The sequence below is a fragment of the Solimicrobium silvestre genome (genome assembly GCF_002976435.1).
GTDB classification, from domain to species: Bacteria; Pseudomonadota; Gammaproteobacteria; order Burkholderiales; family Burkholderiaceae_D; genus Solimicrobium; species Solimicrobium silvestre.
Map to the genome: position 1 here is coordinate 1 of NZ_PUGF01000030.1, position 16,382 is coordinate 16,382.

Annotated in this window: 20 protein-coding genes; 5 read left to right on the top strand and 15 right to left on the bottom strand. The window is 44.5% G+C overall.

Going from position 1 to position 16,382, the window contains the following annotated elements:
• A partial coding sequence (locus S2091_RS21090; protein WP_207769774.1) for a hypothetical protein occupies nucleotides 1-266 on the top strand: 266 nt, incomplete at its 5' end.
• Nucleotides 267-276: 10 nt separating this feature from the next.
• Complete coding sequence (locus tag S2091_RS21095; protein WP_133166952.1) at nucleotides 277-681, top strand: helix-turn-helix domain-containing protein; 405 nt, start codon at nucleotides 277-279, stop codon at nucleotides 679-681.
• A gap of 242 nt (nucleotides 682-923) precedes the next feature.
• Here S2091_RS21095 and S2091_RS21100 read toward each other — a convergent pair whose 3' ends face one another.
• The 10 genes from S2091_RS21100 to S2091_RS21145 all read right to left on the bottom strand — a co-directional run bounded on the left by S2091_RS21100 (nucleotide 924) and on the right by S2091_RS21145 (nucleotide 7,332).
• Entirely contained in the window at nucleotides 924-1,643 is a 720-nt protein-coding gene (locus tag S2091_RS21100; protein ID WP_207769775.1) for an NYN domain-containing protein, read from the bottom strand.
• A 306-nt stretch (nucleotides 1,644-1,949) separates the two neighbouring features.
• A complete protein-coding gene (locus S2091_RS21105; RefSeq protein ID WP_105533951.1) occupies nucleotides 1,950-2,210 on the bottom strand; it encodes a hypothetical protein in 261 nt (86 codons plus the stop codon).
• Nucleotides 2,211-2,297: 87 nt separating this feature from the next.
• Nucleotides 2,298-3,302 carry a zonular occludens toxin domain-containing protein gene (locus tag S2091_RS21110; protein WP_105533952.1) on the bottom strand — a complete coding sequence of 335 codons (1,005 nt, stop codon included), beginning with the start codon at nucleotides 3,300-3,302 and terminating at the stop codon, nucleotides 2,298-2,300.
• Nucleotides 3,299-3,610 (bottom strand): DUF2523 domain-containing protein, encoded by a 312-nt coding sequence (locus tag S2091_RS21115; RefSeq protein WP_105533953.1) that lies wholly within the window; start codon nucleotides 3,608-3,610, stop codon nucleotides 3,299-3,301. Before S2091_RS21115 ends, S2091_RS21110 begins: the two co-directional genes overlap by 4 nt.
• A 1-nt stretch (nucleotide 3,611) precedes the next feature.
• Nucleotides 3,612-4,691, bottom strand: coding sequence for a hypothetical protein (locus S2091_RS23890; RefSeq protein WP_105533954.1), 1,080 nt, complete (start codon nucleotides 4,689-4,691; stop codon nucleotides 3,612-3,614).
• Nucleotides 4,692-5,129: 438 nt separating this feature from the next.
• On the bottom strand, nucleotides 5,130-5,348 hold the full coding sequence (locus tag S2091_RS21125) for a major capsid protein (RefSeq protein ID WP_105533955.1): 219 nt from the start codon (nucleotides 5,346-5,348) through the stop codon (nucleotides 5,130-5,132).
• The gene (locus S2091_RS21130) at nucleotides 5,335-5,532 is read right to left on the bottom strand and encodes a hypothetical protein (RefSeq protein ID WP_165795058.1); all 198 of its coding nucleotides are present in this window, start codon (nucleotides 5,530-5,532) and stop codon (nucleotides 5,335-5,337) included. The genes S2091_RS21125 and S2091_RS21130 overlap by 14 nt, the downstream gene beginning before the upstream one ends.
• A gap of 59 nt (nucleotides 5,533-5,591) precedes the next feature.
• Nucleotides 5,592-5,918: a single-stranded DNA-binding protein gene (locus S2091_RS21135; RefSeq protein ID WP_105533957.1), complete on the bottom strand. Its 327-nt coding sequence runs from the start codon at nucleotides 5,916-5,918 to the stop codon at nucleotides 5,592-5,594.
• 9 nt (nucleotides 5,919-5,927) lie between these two features.
• Entirely contained in the window at nucleotides 5,928-7,118 is a 1,191-nt protein-coding gene (locus S2091_RS21140) for a phage/plasmid replication protein, II/X family (RefSeq protein WP_105533958.1), read from the bottom strand.
• A gap of 1 nt (nucleotide 7,119) precedes the next feature.
• Nucleotides 7,120-7,332: a hypothetical protein gene (locus S2091_RS21145; protein WP_105533959.1), complete on the bottom strand. Its 213-nt coding sequence runs from the start codon at nucleotides 7,330-7,332 to the stop codon at nucleotides 7,120-7,122.
• 252 nt (nucleotides 7,333-7,584) lie between these two features.
• On the opposite strand from S2091_RS21145, the gene S2091_RS21150 reads away from it, so the two are divergent.
• Nucleotides 7,585-7,884, top strand: a complete 300-nt coding sequence (locus S2091_RS21150) for a helix-turn-helix domain-containing protein (protein WP_105533960.1) — start codon at nucleotides 7,585-7,587, stop codon at nucleotides 7,882-7,884.
• Between the two features lie 75 nt (nucleotides 7,885-7,959).
• On the opposite strand, the gene S2091_RS24560 is transcribed toward S2091_RS21150, so the two are convergent.
• The 3 genes from S2091_RS24560 to S2091_RS21165 all read right to left on the bottom strand — a co-directional run bounded on the left by S2091_RS24560 (nucleotide 7,960) and on the right by S2091_RS21165 (nucleotide 10,913).
• The gene (locus S2091_RS24560; RefSeq protein ID WP_341477016.1) at nucleotides 7,960-8,160 is read right to left on the bottom strand and encodes a DUF1016 N-terminal domain-containing protein; all 201 of its coding nucleotides are present in this window, start codon (nucleotides 8,158-8,160) and stop codon (nucleotides 7,960-7,962) included.
• 187 nt (nucleotides 8,161-8,347) lie between these two features.
• Nucleotides 8,348-10,099 carry a sensor histidine kinase gene (locus S2091_RS21160; protein WP_165795060.1) on the bottom strand — a complete coding sequence of 584 codons (1,752 nt, stop codon included), beginning with the start codon at nucleotides 10,097-10,099 and terminating at the stop codon, nucleotides 8,348-8,350.
• Between the two features lie 214 nt (nucleotides 10,100-10,313).
• Complete coding sequence (locus S2091_RS21165; RefSeq protein ID WP_165795061.1) at nucleotides 10,314-10,913, bottom strand: response regulator; 600 nt, start codon at nucleotides 10,911-10,913, stop codon at nucleotides 10,314-10,316.
• Nucleotides 10,914-11,171: 258 nt separating this feature from the next.
• On the opposite strand from S2091_RS21165, the gene S2091_RS21170 reads away from it, so the two are divergent.
• The gene (locus S2091_RS21170) at nucleotides 11,172-11,750 is read left to right on the top strand and encodes a tail fiber protein (protein WP_105533964.1); all 579 of its coding nucleotides are present in this window, start codon (nucleotides 11,172-11,174) and stop codon (nucleotides 11,748-11,750) included.
• Between the two features lie 305 nt (nucleotides 11,751-12,055).
• On the opposite strand, the gene S2091_RS21175 is transcribed toward S2091_RS21170, so the two are convergent.
• A complete protein-coding gene (locus tag S2091_RS21175) occupies nucleotides 12,056-13,846 on the bottom strand; it encodes a DUF885 domain-containing protein (RefSeq protein ID WP_105533965.1) in 1,791 nt (596 codons plus the stop codon).
• Between the two features lie 59 nt (nucleotides 13,847-13,905).
• Complete coding sequence (locus tag S2091_RS21180) at nucleotides 13,906-15,699, bottom strand: DUF885 family protein (RefSeq protein ID WP_105533966.1); 1,794 nt, start codon at nucleotides 15,697-15,699, stop codon at nucleotides 13,906-13,908.
• 422 nt (nucleotides 15,700-16,121) lie between these two features.
• Here S2091_RS21180 and S2091_RS21185 point away from each other — a divergent pair, with 422 nt between their 5' ends.
• A complete protein-coding gene (locus tag S2091_RS21185; protein ID WP_105533967.1) occupies nucleotides 16,122-16,334 on the top strand; it encodes a hypothetical protein in 213 nt (70 codons plus the stop codon).
• Nucleotides 16,335-16,382: the final 48 nt, after the last annotated feature.

Below are 16,382 nucleotides of genomic sequence, written 5' to 3' on the forward strand. Positions count from 1 at the left end.
TTCTTCTTTTGTACTTTTTTGTTCCTTATGTGCAAAAAACGATGCTCGATTCAACAGAAAAAATAATTGAAAATAATTTAAATAATGTAAGAAAAATACAACAAAACACCATAAGCCCACCGCAAGAACAACTCAAGACAAAACATTCGCAACCCTCTGGATGTGTGATTTTTAAAGAAAGCTGCAATTGCTACAATAAATTTAGTAGCCGCCTAGAAACTACGCAAGAAGAATGCCGAAAATATGTAAAAGATGGAATTTACTAAGGAGGATGAAATGAGATTTCCAAACTTAAGATACGGCAATAATTTTGAACTCCAATATTACTGCCAAGGAAAGTCAATTAAAGTAATCGCTAAAAGACTGCGCCGAACTGAAAGAACCATCAGTGATTGGTTGAATTGCAAAAAGAAAATGCCTTGGTGGGTCTGTGAGGTTTTGCGATTACAAGACAAAGAGCATGAAGAAATGATGCGGCAAATGTTTTGGGCTACTCACAAAACTAGGGCTAAATTAGGCGTGGTATCGACAGATGCAAAAATAATACCCTTTATAAAAAAAGAAAAGAAGGAATTAACTGAGGAAGAAAAACTATTTACATTAAATCGTGAGCCGCTTTCGGCACCTGCTCCTGGCGGTCAAGCCGCTGCGTCGCATATACCAAAAGCGAAGGTACTATAATGTTCCGCTGAAAAAAGAGATATATGTATTAACGAAAAAGCGGTTATTTAGTATGGGAGCAGTTGTTCAGCTTTAACATCCCTGCCCTTCGCATACTACCGCGGCATCAACCGCTTTTCGATTTCCTATGCTGGCCATGAGAGGCCGCAACCACTGAGCCATGCATCACCTCTATAGGATGCCTTCGGCCATGTCCCAAAAACGACGGAAATACGAACCCTATGGGACAGCTTGACGAATCGTTACCAATGCTCAGGTTTCAAAATTGGTTTTTTATTAGTAGACACCATACTTGGCAATTGCGCCAAACTTAATTGATCGTCTGTAAGATGCGTAATAGCCCAGTCAGAATGATTGCTCAGTGAGCCGCTTGCTCGACGGTTTACTGTTGATCCTGGCTTTGGGGGATGAATTGGCATAACCACACCGATCATAATATGCGGAAAGTCTTGACGAATTACCTGTAGCGCTGGTTCTGCATCGCTATCATTAGACACTAAAATAATGCGGTCATAAAGACCCTTGGTAGCATCACGATACATAGAGAGGGCTAAATTAACATCGGTTTTCTTTTCTTCCAACTTCCAGACTCTAACTCGATTCGTTCTGTTATAGGGTTGGCCGGAAGTAAATGCAGGTAGTAATGTGCCCTTACTATCAAAAGTATGTGTACCGTTGGTTATTTCGAGGCGATCACCATGTAGTTTTTTTAATGCTCGATGGTATGCAGATTGTGCATTTACGGAGGCGACGCCATGAGTAGCAAAATTGGCCAATGCAGGAGCAGTAAAAAAATTAACTTTTTCCAAATGTTCGTTTTGACTGCGTTGAATAAGCAGTGCCTGAAATAATTGAACTATATCAAGCCATTTAAAAGAGGTTCCACGCAATCTACCGTAATACAAGTTGTATCCATCAATGTAAATGGCGGTCTTTATTGGGATATTTTCTGTTGTTGGCACGATATTTTTGATCTTCCAGATGTGAAAAAGCCGCCCAAAAGAGCGGCTATTTCGTCTCAAGTAGAAGCCAACTTAATGACATCACGAGAGATGAGTGGTGAACAGATTGTACATTAAATTGAATCAATTCACAAAAATTTTCTTAAGTCACCCATAAAATTTGGCAGCCCCTAAGATCGACGCGCTTACGGCGCCTTTAGGGTATCGCGATTTGCTCAGGATTTACCTGCCTGACTACATTAGGCCAAATACACATCATTAAGTCAATAGTAGTATTTCAAGAATTAATGTGACATGTCACGAAAATTAACGCTTACGTAAAAGCTGAGAGCGAATCAAGCGCTCGATCACAACATCTTTAGACAGCCCTTTGAACTGGACAAACTTGTCCAGTCCGTCGATGAGCTCAACAGGTAAAATCACAGTAAGAGAGCTCTTGCCGGAATTACGCAGACGCTCACGTCGTTGTGCCTGACGTTGAGCAGCAGTTAAAGCGTTAACTTTAGGAGGCCGACCACGAGAGGCAGTTAAAAAATCTAAAGTAAACTTATCGCAAGCTTGTTTCATACGTACTCCTGATTTTTAGTGACAAATCACGACTATTCTAAATGGGGCTAAATACAATCCCCGCTACCAATGATTATTTGTGACGAATCACAATAAATCATTTTTTGATACTTGATTATTTTGTTGATTACTATCTTTTTGCTGCTGGCCGTTAACATCAAAATCCTGAAAAAATCCGTTTTGAACGATATTCAGGCACATATTGGCAGAAACGTTTATTGGGGTTCCCTGCTGACTAAAACAGCGGCATGTATTTTTAGTTTCGACACAGCCGACAGGAGTTGGTGCAATTGTTGGTTTGGTTAATTCGTCATATTTTGGCGCAGTGTGCGGTAAATCTTGGAAGCGTGGAGTGCTCAAATAAATATATTGTTTTGCTTCTTCCATTCCATTTTTGTAGCTTAGGACAGTAGCTTGAGAAGCTCCTGGAGCTATTCCATTTAAGGATGCAAGTTCTGTCGTTGGATTTGATTGTTTTTGCGTGTAACCGTACATATACCAAACGCCAAATGCGATCGCTATTGGCGCAGCAATTACCAAATAAATCCGAAATGGGACAGAAGTTTTTCCGGTGTGTAGTTCGGCAGACTTATAGTAGTCATAAACTTTTTTATCAAATCGCCACTTTGTTTTATTTGAATCAAGCCTACCGCTTGTTTTATCGCAGGAATCTTTTACAGAGCCCCACTGGTGAATCGTAGCGTTTGCAGTGCCCCATATTCGAATGATGTGACGATGATCACCAGTTAGCCGTCGAATCGATGAATCAGCTAATAATGGATGCTGAGTGATTAAAACTAAATCAATACCTAAATGCCGATGCGTTTCTAATTTTGAGACGTATTCAGGAATTTCTTTTGAAATTGTTCTTGGTCTGAAAACGCGCTGACATTCATCGATTACGACGATTGAACCTGTCGGGCATTTATGCCAATCTTCGGCTTCGATTTTTGTCCAGGGCAGTAACTCTTCATTTAATTCAATCCCACTATAAAACACTGGGCGACTGTCTTTTTCAGACCATTCCTTAACGTGGGAAATGGCGTAAAGAGTTTTGCCGTTACCTGGCAGTCCGGTAAATAGAGAGATCATTTGGCTTTAAATACCATTTTAGTAAGTGAGCCTTGCGCTGTTTTGATGGCTAGTGAAGCGGTGAAGCTAGAAAACATTAGCGCAAGTGCTTTATCGACCCAGCACCACGCAAGAAAGCTTGTGATATCTGATGGCATACCCGATAAATTATTTTTGATTAAATTCATTAAAAAATCAGTGCCGATATTGAAGCCTTTATAGGTTACAAAACCAATACCAAGCGCAAGCAAAACTCGGCCAACCAATGAAGGCAAAACAATCGCCAAGCCACCCCAAATAAATCTAACTAAAATAGCTAATATTGGCATATTAAATCCTTAAAATTGTACCGCTCATCATTTTGTAACTCTGAATTCCAGCTAAAACCATAATCAGGTAGCGCAGTGCTATGAGATATTGAGCCATGTCAGAAAATGGAATTTTGATTGAGTGACCATTGATGCTGATGTATTTATCGGAAAAAAACGCGCCGCCACCCATAAAGCCAGTTTGATCTAACTGCCCTGTCGATAAATCTAAAACTTGGGCATTATTGGGGGATGGATAAGTTTGCGAATCACCTTTCATTAATTCGTCGCCCAACGCGTAGGCTTTATCTTTTTTGTCGGTTAATTCACAGTACTGTTTTTGCGAAGTTTTCAGGATGGCGCATTGAATCGCGTCACCATCACAGGTGGTTGATGCACAGGTACCAGAAACGGAGGAATTCATGCATGCGGTGAGATCTGGATGCAACTTGCAAATATCCTCTCCATCTTTCCCATCTTTTCCGTCTGCTCCAGCTTTACCAGCGGTTCCCGTGCCACCGGCAACACCGGCGGCACCGGTTTGACCTGAAGAACCCGTTGCGCCAGTAGCGCCCGTTGCTCCGACTGCCCCATCTGATCCGTTTATACCGTTCTGACCAGCCTGCCCCGTCACTCCTTGCATGCCAGTGTCGCCTTTAACTCCTTGCTGGCCTTGAGTGCCTTGCAGCCCTTTATCTCCTTTATCTCCTTTGTCACCTTGCTGACCTTGAATTCCTTGATTGCCTTGTAATCCCTTATCGCCTTTGTCGCCCTTATCGCCTTTGTCGCCCTTATCGCCTTTGTCGCCCTTATCGCCTTTGTCGCCCTTATCGCCTTTGTCGCCCTTATCGCCTTTGTCACCCTTATCGCCTTTGTCGCCCTTATCGCCTTTGTCACCCTTATCGCCTAGCCCGTTGTCATGACCACATAGACCGTCTGAATTTAATTTTGATGGGGGTGGGCAAATTTTTGCAGAGCAAATACGATCACCATTTGCATCGATGCCGCCATTTACTGTGCCTGTCGGACAATCTGGAGGAGGAGGTTTTGGAATGCAGTTAAAATTTTTATCACGTACTTGACCAGGTGGGCACGAAGGCATTACACAAACATTTTGATAATTAAGTGCTTGACCAGGTGGGCATATTTTTATACTGCAAGATGCTTTTATGAAAGTAGTGTAATAATAAACAGGGGCAATTTTAGTGAAACTACATCTGCCCTGATCCGGATAATATTTAACAATAATTTCTCCTCGGTAGTTGTGGACAGATGAAAGAAAATTTTCAGAATAAGCATCGCATGCACCTTGAAACGATGCTGATTGACTACTCCCTGATGTCGAATAAGTAGGCTTTTCACCAGCAGCACAATCAGCAGAAAAAGTAGGTGTCGACAGTAAAACCAAGGCTAATCCGAAAATAAAATGTAGAAGCCGACGAGCGTAACCACAAGAATAAAGAGTCCCATTTTTGCACCTTGAATTCATAATTAGACCTAAAAATGAAGGGGGAAATAATCCCCCCTCAAAAATCAAAAATTACAAAGCGCGAGCGATAAACTTATACGCCTTGATTGCTACCTGAACGGTCAACACGATAGCGCCAACAATTGCTACAGCGGCAGCAGCATCTGTCAATGCCGAAACAACCGCACCAGTATCAATCGCAGCATGGGCCGATTGAGCCAGCACAAGCGTCGAGGCTGCCACTGTTGATAAAACAGCTTTTTTAGTGAACAAAGTTTTAATCTGAAACATGGGTATCACCTTTAATAAAATTAGCCAATTGCTTAAATCCCCAAGCAGTTCCCCAAACAAGTAAAACGAAGCTTGAGATGTGGCTTGCTTCGGCTGGCGTGAGTTGCAAGAATTGGCTATTAATCACCTCACTACCACTCATCACAGCAAACTGACACTGTGATAAATCCGGTTGTGTGGGCATAAGCACTAGGCTTAGAGACCCATCAGAATTGCTGACTTGATTGGCGCACGTTGCCATTACTAATCTTCGATTACATCAAGTGTGTGATCGACTGGAACGACGGTTTTGATTTCGCCAGATTCTTTATCTTTGGCTTGATACGCCTTGCGTTGGTAACCGCCGAGCGTGCAACGCAGAGTCACTAAATCGCCGTTTTCGCCAAGCCGATTTTTGCTGCGAACTTCCAGAATTTGTGGCCGCGAATATTCGTCGGCCGCTGGCGTCATTATTTTGGTGGCGCGTTTGCCTTCGTAACTGCTAGAACTTTCAATCCGGCCCTTCACTGCTACTTGCATGAATCCGATTTTTGAATTGCTGCTTTGTGTTGCTGTCGCTGGTTCTGCCATGATTTTTCCTTAGGCGGCTTGCCGCATTGTTTCCCTGCTTACGTTGTACATTTCACGATTGCGAGCAGGTAGGTAGCACAACCGTTTATCCGAACGAATCGGCGAAAAATCGTGTGGAATTAATTTGTCATTGGCGATGATTTGAATATCTGTGCCGCGCCAGCTCACGCCGGCATCTTCGAGTTGTTTACGGTTGCGATAAAAAACCGTTTTAGGAAATTGCTCTTTGGTGACTTCATCGCCAAGGGTGCAGAGCGACGACCAGAAGCCATACAAGCGCGTTCCGGATGATTTACCGTAATTCATCTGTAATCTGCGCATAACGGCCCTAGTCTCTTTTACTGTGTCCATTCCTTGTTTTCCTTCACGTAGCAGCTTTTCGACTTCCTTGTCGTAAACTTGCGCTAGATATGAATCGGTTACTTCGTCGACCCGTGGGTTTTTCTCATAATCGTATTGCAGTTTGTCGGAATGAATTTCCACTTCTACGCGCAGTCGATTGTCTGCGAGACGTTGAAGTGCTTGAATTTTGCGTTCGACCCGTTGCTTATTTTTGGGGTCGTCTACGCCATGAAGGTGATTGAATAAATTGAAGAAGAAATTGCGAAGACGTGCTTTTTCGTGGACGGCAAATTCACTGCCTTTGTGGTAGAACTTGACTGTGGTGGTTTTGCCAGCGAAGTAGACCGCCATTGCATATTTTGCGGAACCTTTTTTCCGTCTTGGGAAGCTGATTAATTGCATTCCGTCGAAAAATTCCTTGCATGCTGGCTTTGATAATTTGTAGACGAGTGCAACATCAACGCGGTGTACTGTCCACATTCGTGCATTTGGTAGCTCTACATTTAACAGTGTGGCGATTAATTTTATGAATTTGGCGCACACGTCTTGAAAATCTGTTGGACCGCCGTAGACGTTGTGCCCTGTGAAAATTTTATGTACTGATGCTTCAATGACGAGGTAAGGCTCGCACGGTACTAGAACTGGACGCCCCGCTGAGTTCAAAACAAAATCTTCGTATTTTGGAATGACGGAAATTCTGGCGTCCCAGGAGCCCAACAGCTCGCCGGCGAATATTTCATAACGAACATCACCAGTTTGCATTTCCACGCCAGTGCGGAGGAAGCATTGATTTTGCACGTGATCTACGACGTATTTTAATAAAGCTGGGCTTTTTAATTTGATCGTGTCGTAAGCCATATTATTTTTTAAGAAAAAATAAAAGTGCTTTATCGAATGCAAAATCAAAAGCATCCAATTCAGGAGAGCCAAGAAGTAGATCTTTCCAACCGGATGTAATGAATTTTTGGTGAATGATTTTTTCAGCGGCATTTACTACGCCAAGTTGAAAAAAACTGCTTCTGTCTTTATAAGAAAATGGAAGTTGATTTAACAGCGATTCGACGGTTTCCATAATGGCCCCTAAAAACGAGTAAATTCCCTAAATCGGGACTGTCAGGCGGTGCTACCACGCTCGCCTGACTAAAAAAATTTCGCCGACTGGGGCGAAAATGCAACTTAAAAACTAGAAATACAGATAACAAAAAGAAACAAATTAAAAGCATTAGCAGTTTTATGCTAATGTTCATCTATAAACCGAATGGATATTATCCAATCGGTTAATAATGTATAACCGTTTGGTTAATAAGGCAATGGAGAAAATACTATGTCATATGCAGAAATGATAAAAACTGCTCTTAAAGGTAGGAGTGTTTACGCGGTGTCAAAATTGTGGGGGGTTAATAATATGACACTAAATAGGTATATACGCGGTGAGCGAATGCCTGATTTTGTAACGGCAAAAAAAATGGCTGAAGAGGCGGGAATTGACCTTGCAGATGCCTTTAAATTATTGGCAGAAGAAGAGCAAAAAAGACGTGGTAAATTAGCAAAAATTTCAGAGGGTTTTAAGAAACTGTTATGCGCAGCAAACGTAAGCTGGGCAATGGCTCCAGCAACGGCATAACAGATTAATTTGCAGAAAACGCAATATAAATTATGCGAAAATTGTAGTAGGTAAAAAGATCGAATTAAACCGCTTTTAAGCACCTTCATTAACTCTAGGTAATTGTCCAAGCACCTCTTGGACAATTACCTTAGCTGGCCAGGCGTTGGCAAATGCGCGCATATACATTAGATTACTACGCGACAAACCTTTCATATCGGGGAGCTCCTGTTTTAGATCTTTGGTTAATCGATCTATCACTTTTAGCCGTGAAAACAATCCGAGTTTGTGTTTCACGGATGCGAGTTTTAAGCTTTGCAAACCAATCTCTATATTAGGTTATTTTGGTATTTTTTCATTTCCGACCTTCCTAAAGTAACGTTGTTTTACGTCACCTTCAGGGAGCGCTCATTATCCTTAACGATAAATTTCGCGTCTTGCCGATTGCCAACGAGTCCCTGTGGTTGCCCGACTCAGTTCTCTTTTATTCCACATCTGCTGATCTGCGCACGACCTTTTGCGCCGGAATGAAAACAGAAAAACAGCTGCCGCGCCCCGCGATAGAACGAATTCTAAGTTGATAGCCGCATTGCTGGCATAGATTTTTTACGATGAATAATCCCAGTCCGTAGCCCTCGCCTTCGACTCCTTGTCGGAAAGGCTGCAGCAGGACTTCTTCGATTTCTTTAGTAATGCCTGGACCACTGTCGCAAACCATAATCTCGATTCCATCAGCGCGGCGTCGCGCGCCCAGTACGACCCGCCCTTTTTGCGTGTAACGCAGTGCATTGGCGAGCAGATTCGTCAGCATGCGATATAAAAGTATCGGGGAACCTTCATAGCACAGGCTGCTTTTCTGAACCGACAAACGTAGTCCCTTATGTGCGGCGATGCCAGCAAATGCCTGCTTCAACTGCATGAATGTTGCGTTGAGCTCGATCTGCTCTGGCGGCAGATGTTCATTGCGCGCTTTTTCAAGCAGGTCCTTCAGCAAGGTCTGCGCGTACCGCACCGTATTATCCATATGGTCGGTCAGCGTATTTGTTTTGGCCTGCTGACTTAACGCTGTGATGGCAAAACTGAGTGATGCCAGCGGTTGGGCAATGTCGTGACTGACTGAGGCTAGGTGCAGTTGCTGCTCGCTAGCTTTTTTCATGGCACACGTTTTGTCGCGCTCTGCCTGCAGCAACTGCTCGATTTCGGCGATGCGCACTATGCGTTGATCAGATTGATGCTGATTGAATTGGCGCATCTGGCTGATTACGGCAGCGCCGAACATCACGGTTTCAAGCAGATATACCAGTTTGGGATAAGCCAGGATCGATAGTTCCGGAAACGGATTGAGCTGCGTGACCGTTACGATAGCAAGCATCAATGGAAAAAAGAGCAGTAATAACGCACCAAAAAAATAAAAAGATGCGGCACCGATGCCTTGACGAATGCCCTGTAGTGCGCTGTAACAGGCAATCATAGGATAAAAAAGCATAACCACATCAGCTGCATAATCGAGATTGAACATGAGATGTAGTGCAATGACCAGGCTCACCAGTCCAAGCAAAAACTGGTGCAGCCGGTACAGGTGCGGCATGCCTGATTTCATGCGCAAAAAATTCATCGCAAACAGAATGTGCGCCATCGTCGACAATAAACCGAACACGCCGGGCGAGAGCATGGTCCATCTAGGAGAATTGGGCCAGATAAAGGCAAACAGATATCCTTCAATGTCGGCGATAAATAAAAAATTTGCCAGCACCATTAAACCGTAAAGCCGAAAACTGATTTGCCGTGACGTTGAAAATCCCAATGTCAGAACCGGTATCAACGTCAGCATGATGCCGTATATGATGCCGTTGAACAGATTGGAGATCGTATCGTTGAAGATGAATTGCCGTTCATTGGACAATCGCGCAAACAACATGATGTCGCCGTGCGAGTGATCGTAAACATAGACGGTAGCGGGCCCAGCGCTCAATTGTAGTGGAGCAAACAGTTCACGGTGCTGTACCGGTCTGTCGCTAAAACTACTGGCTTCGTCGAGATTCAGCACAGTCTGCACCTGGCCGTTTTGCACCAGATAAACCTGTACTTTATAGGAATCGGGTATGCCAAGACTAAGTTTTAGTCGCTCGTTCTGGCTGGCCAGCAGATCTATCTGGAACCATTTTCCGTTGTCGGTCGTTCTGTCCTGCAATCCTGGAAGCACTTTGTCAATTTCAACCGGGTTGATGCGATGCACGCAATCTGCCAGATGGACGGGCAACTGAGTGCCGTCAAGGACATTGACTTCGCAGGGGGCCGAATTCGCTTTGTGAAGACACCCGTATAACAACAGCGTCGCCGATGCAAAACCTATTATGCGGATTAGACGTTGACGACTCTGGGGCATGCTTTAGGTGTGTGGCTGTCAGAAAAATTCAGTTGATAATGGGTGTATTTGTTGTGCCACGATGTCAGACAAGTCCAAGCAGCTTCGCTTTGTGTATGAGTTGGGCGATGTTGCTCACCTGGAGTTTGCGCATCAGATTTTCTCGATGTTTGTCTATCGTCTTGGCGGATAGGTTGAGTCGCTTCGCCATATCGGTATTGGTCAATCCGTCATTGATCATGTTCACCGTTTGGAGTTCGCGCGGAGTCAGGTTGGTGATACTTTCGGCGATACGTTCCTGGACATCTGCCGATACCACGACCTGCCCGGCCATAACTTTTGTGATGCACAGAAGCAGTTCGGAACCGCTTACATCTTTGCGGAGCACGGCATCGGCACTGGCGTCCTGTAATTGTTTTAGCACGATGCCTGATTCTGAACCGGTTAGCGCAATCACTTTCAGATCGGCATAGCGATGCTTGCAATAAGACAGCACCGCCGTCGAGTCGCCCCCCGGCATGTTGTAATCCAAAATCATCAGGTCAATCGGATGTTGTTGCAGTAGTGACGACACAACATCTAAGCTGGCCGCTTCTGCTACGACCTGATAACCACACTGACTGTCCAGTAAAAGTTTGAGCCCGTGCCGGAAAATCGTGTGGTCGTCAGCGAGCAGTATGTTCATCGATGCCTTCTTATCCATGCATTGTTGTAAGCTATTTTCGTTTTCTTCCTGATTTCCATGACATTTATCTAGCATTTTCGACAATTTTTTGCCGTAATGTGAAATAGATTTGTCAGTACTTTATCACGAGACATGTAAATTTTTAAAATTACGGTAATCACCGTATCTACATCTGTGTTGAAGCAGATTAATGTTCAGTATGTTGGATTAATAGTAATGATCTAGCACGTTCATTGAATAACTAACCTGGAAATTAATATGGCTGACACATCTTTCCCCATTGGCACCATTGTTTCAATATTTGGCGCAGACCCAAATAATCCACCAGAGGGTTGGTTACCTTGCATTGGTGGAACGTTTTCATCAGATCAATATGAACAACTTTCCATTTTGTTGGGTGGAACCACATTGCCCAATTTTGCTGGGATGACGTTAATTGGCGCAGGTACTAACTCGGCGAACGTTGCCTGGCCGACTTCTAATACCAAAGGCGCTACCAATCAAAATAGTGACGGCACCTACGGCGCGAGTACTCATCAGCTTTCTTTGGCTGAAATACCACCACATCAACATAATGGGGTTGGCGATAGTACCCAAAATGGTTGGCCATACGGGTTTGATAGTGCTGGCAACAACAACCGTGGCTTATCGGGCACTGATACTGACAACGGTTTCTACCCGTCGGGTTGGGCCGGTGGTCAGGGTACAACTGCGAGTTCGCCTGGAACAACTAATTCCTTCAAATTAATGCAACCATCCTACGCGCTGTATTTTTACATCTATGCAGGTACATCAGATGAAAGCACCGTTTCAGGAAAGGATGTTGATCATGTTTAAAAAACAGGACCCTTATTCCTTTACCCAATACGTCCTTCTTTACGGTGTCATTAACGGGACGCAAGAAGCAATTGGAACTCTCGCAACGGAATATCGGGTGGCCTTATACAACGATGTACTGGGGTAAAAGATTTATATGCCCAACGATCTTTGTACCTATGCAATCAATTCCTTATCAAATTAATTTTCATGATCCAATCCGTCTGGTCTTTACGCAGTAGAGCAAAAATAGACTAAAGCGTGTTGACCTTCATTTTGGTTATGCAAAAAATGAAGCTCAACACGCCCTCGCCCAACTATACTATTTATTGTTGAGTAACTATCCACTGATTGATCACATTGTTTAATATTTCCAATGGAAGTCCGCCATGATCAACAACCTGGTTATTAAATTTGCGGATATCAAACTTTGCCCCCAATGTCTTTTCCGCTTTATTACGCAACGCAATGATTTCCAATTGTCCTAGCTTGTAACCAGTTGCCTGCCCTGGCCACACTATGTAGCGATCAACTTCCGCAACGGCAAAATCATGCGTTACTGCCGCATGCGTTATCAGGTAGTCGATGGCTTCTTCACGCGTCATACCAAAAGCATGTATGCCGGTATCAACCACCAGGCGGCAGGCACGGAAAATTTGCGAACTTAAATAACCGTAACGTGTGTATGGACTGGTATACATGCCCAGATCGTACCCCAGTGATTCCGCGTAAAGTGCCCAACCTTCGCCATAGCCGGAATTAAAATAGGCACGGCGAAATGTAGGGAATCCGGTTAATTCCCCGGCACGTGCGATTTGAAGATGATGCCCAGGTACAGCTTCATGCAATACCAGGTCTTCCATACTCCAGTTGGCGCGTCGCTTTAGATTATTGACGTTGGCTTCAAAATAACCGGCCCGGCTGCCATCCAGAGCGCCCGTCGTGTAATGTTCCGGCCCATCTCCTTCCGAGGGCATCATGGCACGTATTCCATAAGGCAAACGCGGCAGTGTTTCAAATTGCTCGGGTAAGCGTGCATCGATACGTTTTGCAATATCCCGGTAGGAAGCAAGCATTGCTTCTGGATTGGAAAAGAAAAATTGCGGATCCGTATTCATAAACAAATTGAACTCGGCCGGAGTGCCTTTAAAACCCGTTTCTTTCATTACATCCAGCATGGCTTTTTCAATCTTATCCACTTCACTCAAACCGATTTGATGAATTTCTTCCGGGGTCTTGAGCGTAGTATTACTGGAAACGAGCATAGCCTGATAAAAAGCTAGTTTGCCTGGAAGCTGTGAAGCTGCAATATGCTCACTTGCCGCTGGCAGATATTCTGTCGCAAGGAATGTTTGCAGTTTGCCCAGCGCAGGAAGTGCGTGTTGCAAAATGACTTCTTTGGCTTCTTTACGTAATTTATCCTGATCCGCTACTGATATGCCGTTCGGTAATTTGATAAATGGCTGAAACATGGGATTATTTTCCAACGCGGTGGTCAGCAATGGATCAAACTGGCTGGGCACTTTTTTCAGCGTAATTGCAGCAGGCATCCAGCCGCTTTTCACGCCTGCGCGCAGTACATAGGTCAGTTGGTCTATGTAGACTGGCAAGGCGTCCAGCCTTTTTATCAGCATTTCGACGTCCTTAGTTGTTTTGAGCGAGGTAGCTCGCAACAACTGGGGAATTCCAAGCTGGAGACCATTCATTTGCGTAATGGCAAACGGCAAATCATCCGCTGAAAACGGTAAATCTCCAAAAATGGCATCTAACACGATGTTTTTATGGGTTTGATAACGCAAGATAGAAAGGGAAATTTGATCTTCCGCATTCAGACCTTGCGTATCGATGCCATTTAATCTTTTTTCAAAACTGAGGCGATCACTCTTACGCTTGGCTGTAGCTTTAGGTGACAGATCGTGTAGACGGTCTGAATAGCGATTGTCTCCTAAAAGCGTGGCACGTTCGGGGTTGTCGATCAGTTGATCTTGCCAATATTCTTCAAATACGGATTTCACTGAGGCAGTCGCTGCGCTGTCAGTTCCGGCATAACTTTGCATTGGCGACAATGCGAATGTAATCAATAGTGCGGATACTACTTTAAAAGACTGCTTAATCATTGAATCTCCTTTTTTAGAAAATAATTGATCACTATAGTAAAAGTTTTTACTGAGGTAATTCAATAATTCGCTGCTGCGCGGACTTCCTGAACTGGTTTATTCAAGTCCTGCAACAGCTCCGGACCAACAACCGCAAATGGAGTTGTTCCATAAGACAGCAAGCGGTCATGAAAATCATGTAGCGAACCGTTAGCACCCGTGCGCAACATATATTCACCCAACAAAGTCTGTAGCTGCAAGCGCCCTACCGTATAAGCAATCATATAACCCGGATTTTTGGCAATGCCGGCGACGGCGGCCTTGGCGGCATCAAGAGTAAAGCCTGACTGTTTGGAATAGAACTCAGCAGCTAGTTCATAGCTCCATTCACCGGTAATGAATTTATAGTCGACAATGGCACGCGCACCACGCACCCGCTCCCATCGTGCAGTGAATAAACGCCCGTCTAAATTGTCGCCATACATACCTAACCGCACGAACATTTCCTCGCCATAAAATGCCCAGCCTTCGGCAAATACACCGCTTTCCTGGATGCGCCGGATGTAATTTGAATGACGCTTGGCTATCGACAATTGCATGAAGTGTCCTGGCATAGCTTCGTGCGCGGCGGTGGACATAATGCGGTCACTGTCGAAATCCTGATTCATATCCAGCCGTTCGGCAGCCTCTTTCAGCGATTTGGGTGGCGTGATGAAGTAAAAGCCAGTGGTGGATGTGGAAAATAGTCGTGGTGAATTCATCGAAGCGCCGGGTGAAACAGATTGCAGGAACGACGGCGTTTCGATGATTTTCATTGATCCTAACCAGGCAGGCACAGTAACAACATCATTGTCGACGACAAATTTGCGCAGGTCGGCAATGCGGTCGCGATAATAATCGATCAGCGCAGCACCATCAGGTGCAATGCCACCGCCGCTTAATGGTCCGAACGGCAGCCCCGATTTCACCGAACGTGATTTCAACCAGGCTTCTTCTGCCCATCCATGGGAAAGTTCGTCCCAACCCATGCGTTGCACGTCCACGCTTTTAAAGGGCAGTAACTGTTCGTCACGCAACATCATGTCGTACGTTTCTGGAGTGATGGTGTGATTCTCTGGCCAGCTTTTTAAATGCGCATCGATATACGATTTAGTGACAGATAGAGTTTGTAAAACTTGATCACGAGCCTGAACGAAGCGACGATATTCTGCCGACTGTTCTCCTAGCTGACTTTTGGCGGCTCCAGTTAATGCCTCATTTAAAAATTCAGGCGCACCACCAAGCTGTTCGCTACTAATCACACCAAACAAATGACCTGGCGTGGTAGACAACCGCTGACCCCGGACAATATAGTCGGATGCCTTACTCATGCGGGCAATGATGTCGTTCCATGCGCTGGTAACATCAGCATTGCTCGCACCTTCCACACCATTGACGGGCAAATGTAAAAATTGGTCATAAATTACACCGACTATATTTAACGCCCATGACCCGTAGTCCTTGCGATCTTGTCGGTAAATAGTCAACTGATTCAGCTCCCTGGCAATTTTGGATTGCAACAGTTTGGCGTCGTCCTGATCAACTAGTGACATCGTTTTACCTGCCCCGGCAACAATCGTTTTTAATTGTTTTTGCCACAGGTTCATCTGACCAATATAGTGTTGCCGATACGCTTCGCTGGGTTGTTCGAGTTCGCCATCATGCCCGGTTATACCCATCATGGTCGCTGAAATTGGATACAGTTTGGCCGTGGTTTGCGTCATATCCTGGGCTAATTGCACCAGTTGAACGTGGGTTTGAGTCTCCTGAGCGGCAGAGACGCAAGTTACAAATCCCATCAGGCATGTCGCTAGGAATAGTTTGGATTGAAACATGAGTTATTTTCCTTAAGAGTTACGCAAATTGCAATATGGCCCTGCTCGTCTGTGAATGCATCGTCCCAACACGAAAATATGGTTACGAAATATCTCGAAGGATGTTGAAATCTACATCAAGGTGAACGCGCAGCAAAGCTTATTCAACTTTCTGTTGTATCTATTCCACGACCAAGGCCTGCAAGTCCCGCGCCCGTCCCGCCCTTGTACCAGAGGCTCATACCTCGGCGACGTCTAGCACCGTAGGCTAGGTGTTATTCGTCGAGTTCAGCACACAAATTAGCTGGAGTTATGTGTGTTGGCGTACTGATTCAGAAAATTAAAAAGATTATCGTGACGTTGGCATCACACAAGCTGATTCCTAATTAGTCGCTTAGATGATTTGTGGCAAGATTTTATTTTAAAATTGAAGGAGAACTAAAATGAATGCAGACAGTGATATCGTCCGTACACATGTTGTCGATGAACGCTCAGATATGGAAACTGAATTAGCTGTAAATCGCGGTTTAGCAGTTGCTTTATTGGATGGCGTTCGGGAAGGAGTGAAAATAATGCAAGATGAAGGAGTTCCAATAGAAATTTGCTCAAGGGTGCTCAAGAATAAAGCGAATCGACGAGCTTCTGACTGGAAATAGTGTAATTGAAATTTAATCCTCAAATTACTTCCGATATTATCATCAGCA

What these genes read in the sequence shown, in the direction of transcription:
- S2091_RS21175 (WP_105533965.1), bottom strand. Translation starts at nt 13,846, where the DNA reads ATGATTAAGCAGTCTTTTAAAGTAGTATCCGCACTATTGATTACATTC.
- S2091_RS21130 (WP_165795058.1), bottom strand. Translation starts at nt 5,532, where the DNA reads ATGCCCACACAACCGGATTTATCACAGTGTCAGTTTGCTGTGATGAGT.
- S2091_RS21170 (WP_105533964.1), top strand. Translation starts at nt 11,172, where the DNA reads ATGGCTGACACATCTTTCCCCATTGGCACCATTGTTTCAATATTTGGC.
- S2091_RS23890 (WP_105533954.1), bottom strand. Translation starts at nt 4,691, where the DNA reads ATGCCTTCGTGCCCACCTGGTCAAGTACGTGATAAAAATTTTAACTGC.
- S2091_RS21115 (WP_105533953.1), bottom strand. Translation starts at nt 3,610, where the DNA reads ATGCCAATATTAGCTATTTTAGTTAGATTTATTTGGGGTGGCTTGGCG.
- S2091_RS21140 (WP_105533958.1), bottom strand. Translation starts at nt 7,118, where the DNA reads ATGGCTTACGACACGATCAAATTAAAAAGCCCAGCTTTATTAAAATAC.
- S2091_RS21125 (WP_105533955.1), bottom strand. Translation starts at nt 5,348, where the DNA reads ATGTTTCAGATTAAAACTTTGTTCACTAAAAAAGCTGTTTTATCAACA.
- S2091_RS21165 (WP_165795061.1), bottom strand. Translation starts at nt 10,913, where the DNA reads ATGAACATACTGCTCGCTGACGACCACACGATTTTCCGGCACGGGCTC.
- S2091_RS21145 (WP_105533959.1), bottom strand. Translation starts at nt 7,332, where the DNA reads ATGGAAACCGTCGAATCGCTGTTAAATCAACTTCCATTTTCTTATAAA.
- S2091_RS21180 (WP_105533966.1), bottom strand. Translation starts at nt 15,699, where the DNA reads ATGTTTCAATCCAAACTATTCCTAGCGACATGCCTGATGGGATTTGTA.
- S2091_RS21110 (WP_105533952.1), bottom strand. Translation starts at nt 3,302, where the DNA reads ATGATCTCTCTATTTACCGGACTGCCAGGTAACGGCAAAACTCTTTAC.
- S2091_RS21105 (WP_105533951.1), bottom strand. Translation starts at nt 2,210, where the DNA reads ATGAAACAAGCTTGCGATAAGTTTACTTTAGATTTTTTAACTGCCTCT.
- S2091_RS21095 (WP_133166952.1), top strand. Translation starts at nt 277, where the DNA reads ATGAGATTTCCAAACTTAAGATACGGCAATAATTTTGAACTCCAATAT.
- S2091_RS21135 (WP_105533957.1), bottom strand. Translation starts at nt 5,918, where the DNA reads ATGGCAGAACCAGCGACAGCAACACAAAGCAGCAATTCAAAAATCGGA.
- S2091_RS21185 (WP_105533967.1), top strand. Translation starts at nt 16,122, where the DNA reads ATGAATGCAGACAGTGATATCGTCCGTACACATGTTGTCGATGAACGC.
- S2091_RS21150 (WP_105533960.1), top strand. Translation starts at nt 7,585, where the DNA reads ATGTCATATGCAGAAATGATAAAAACTGCTCTTAAAGGTAGGAGTGTT.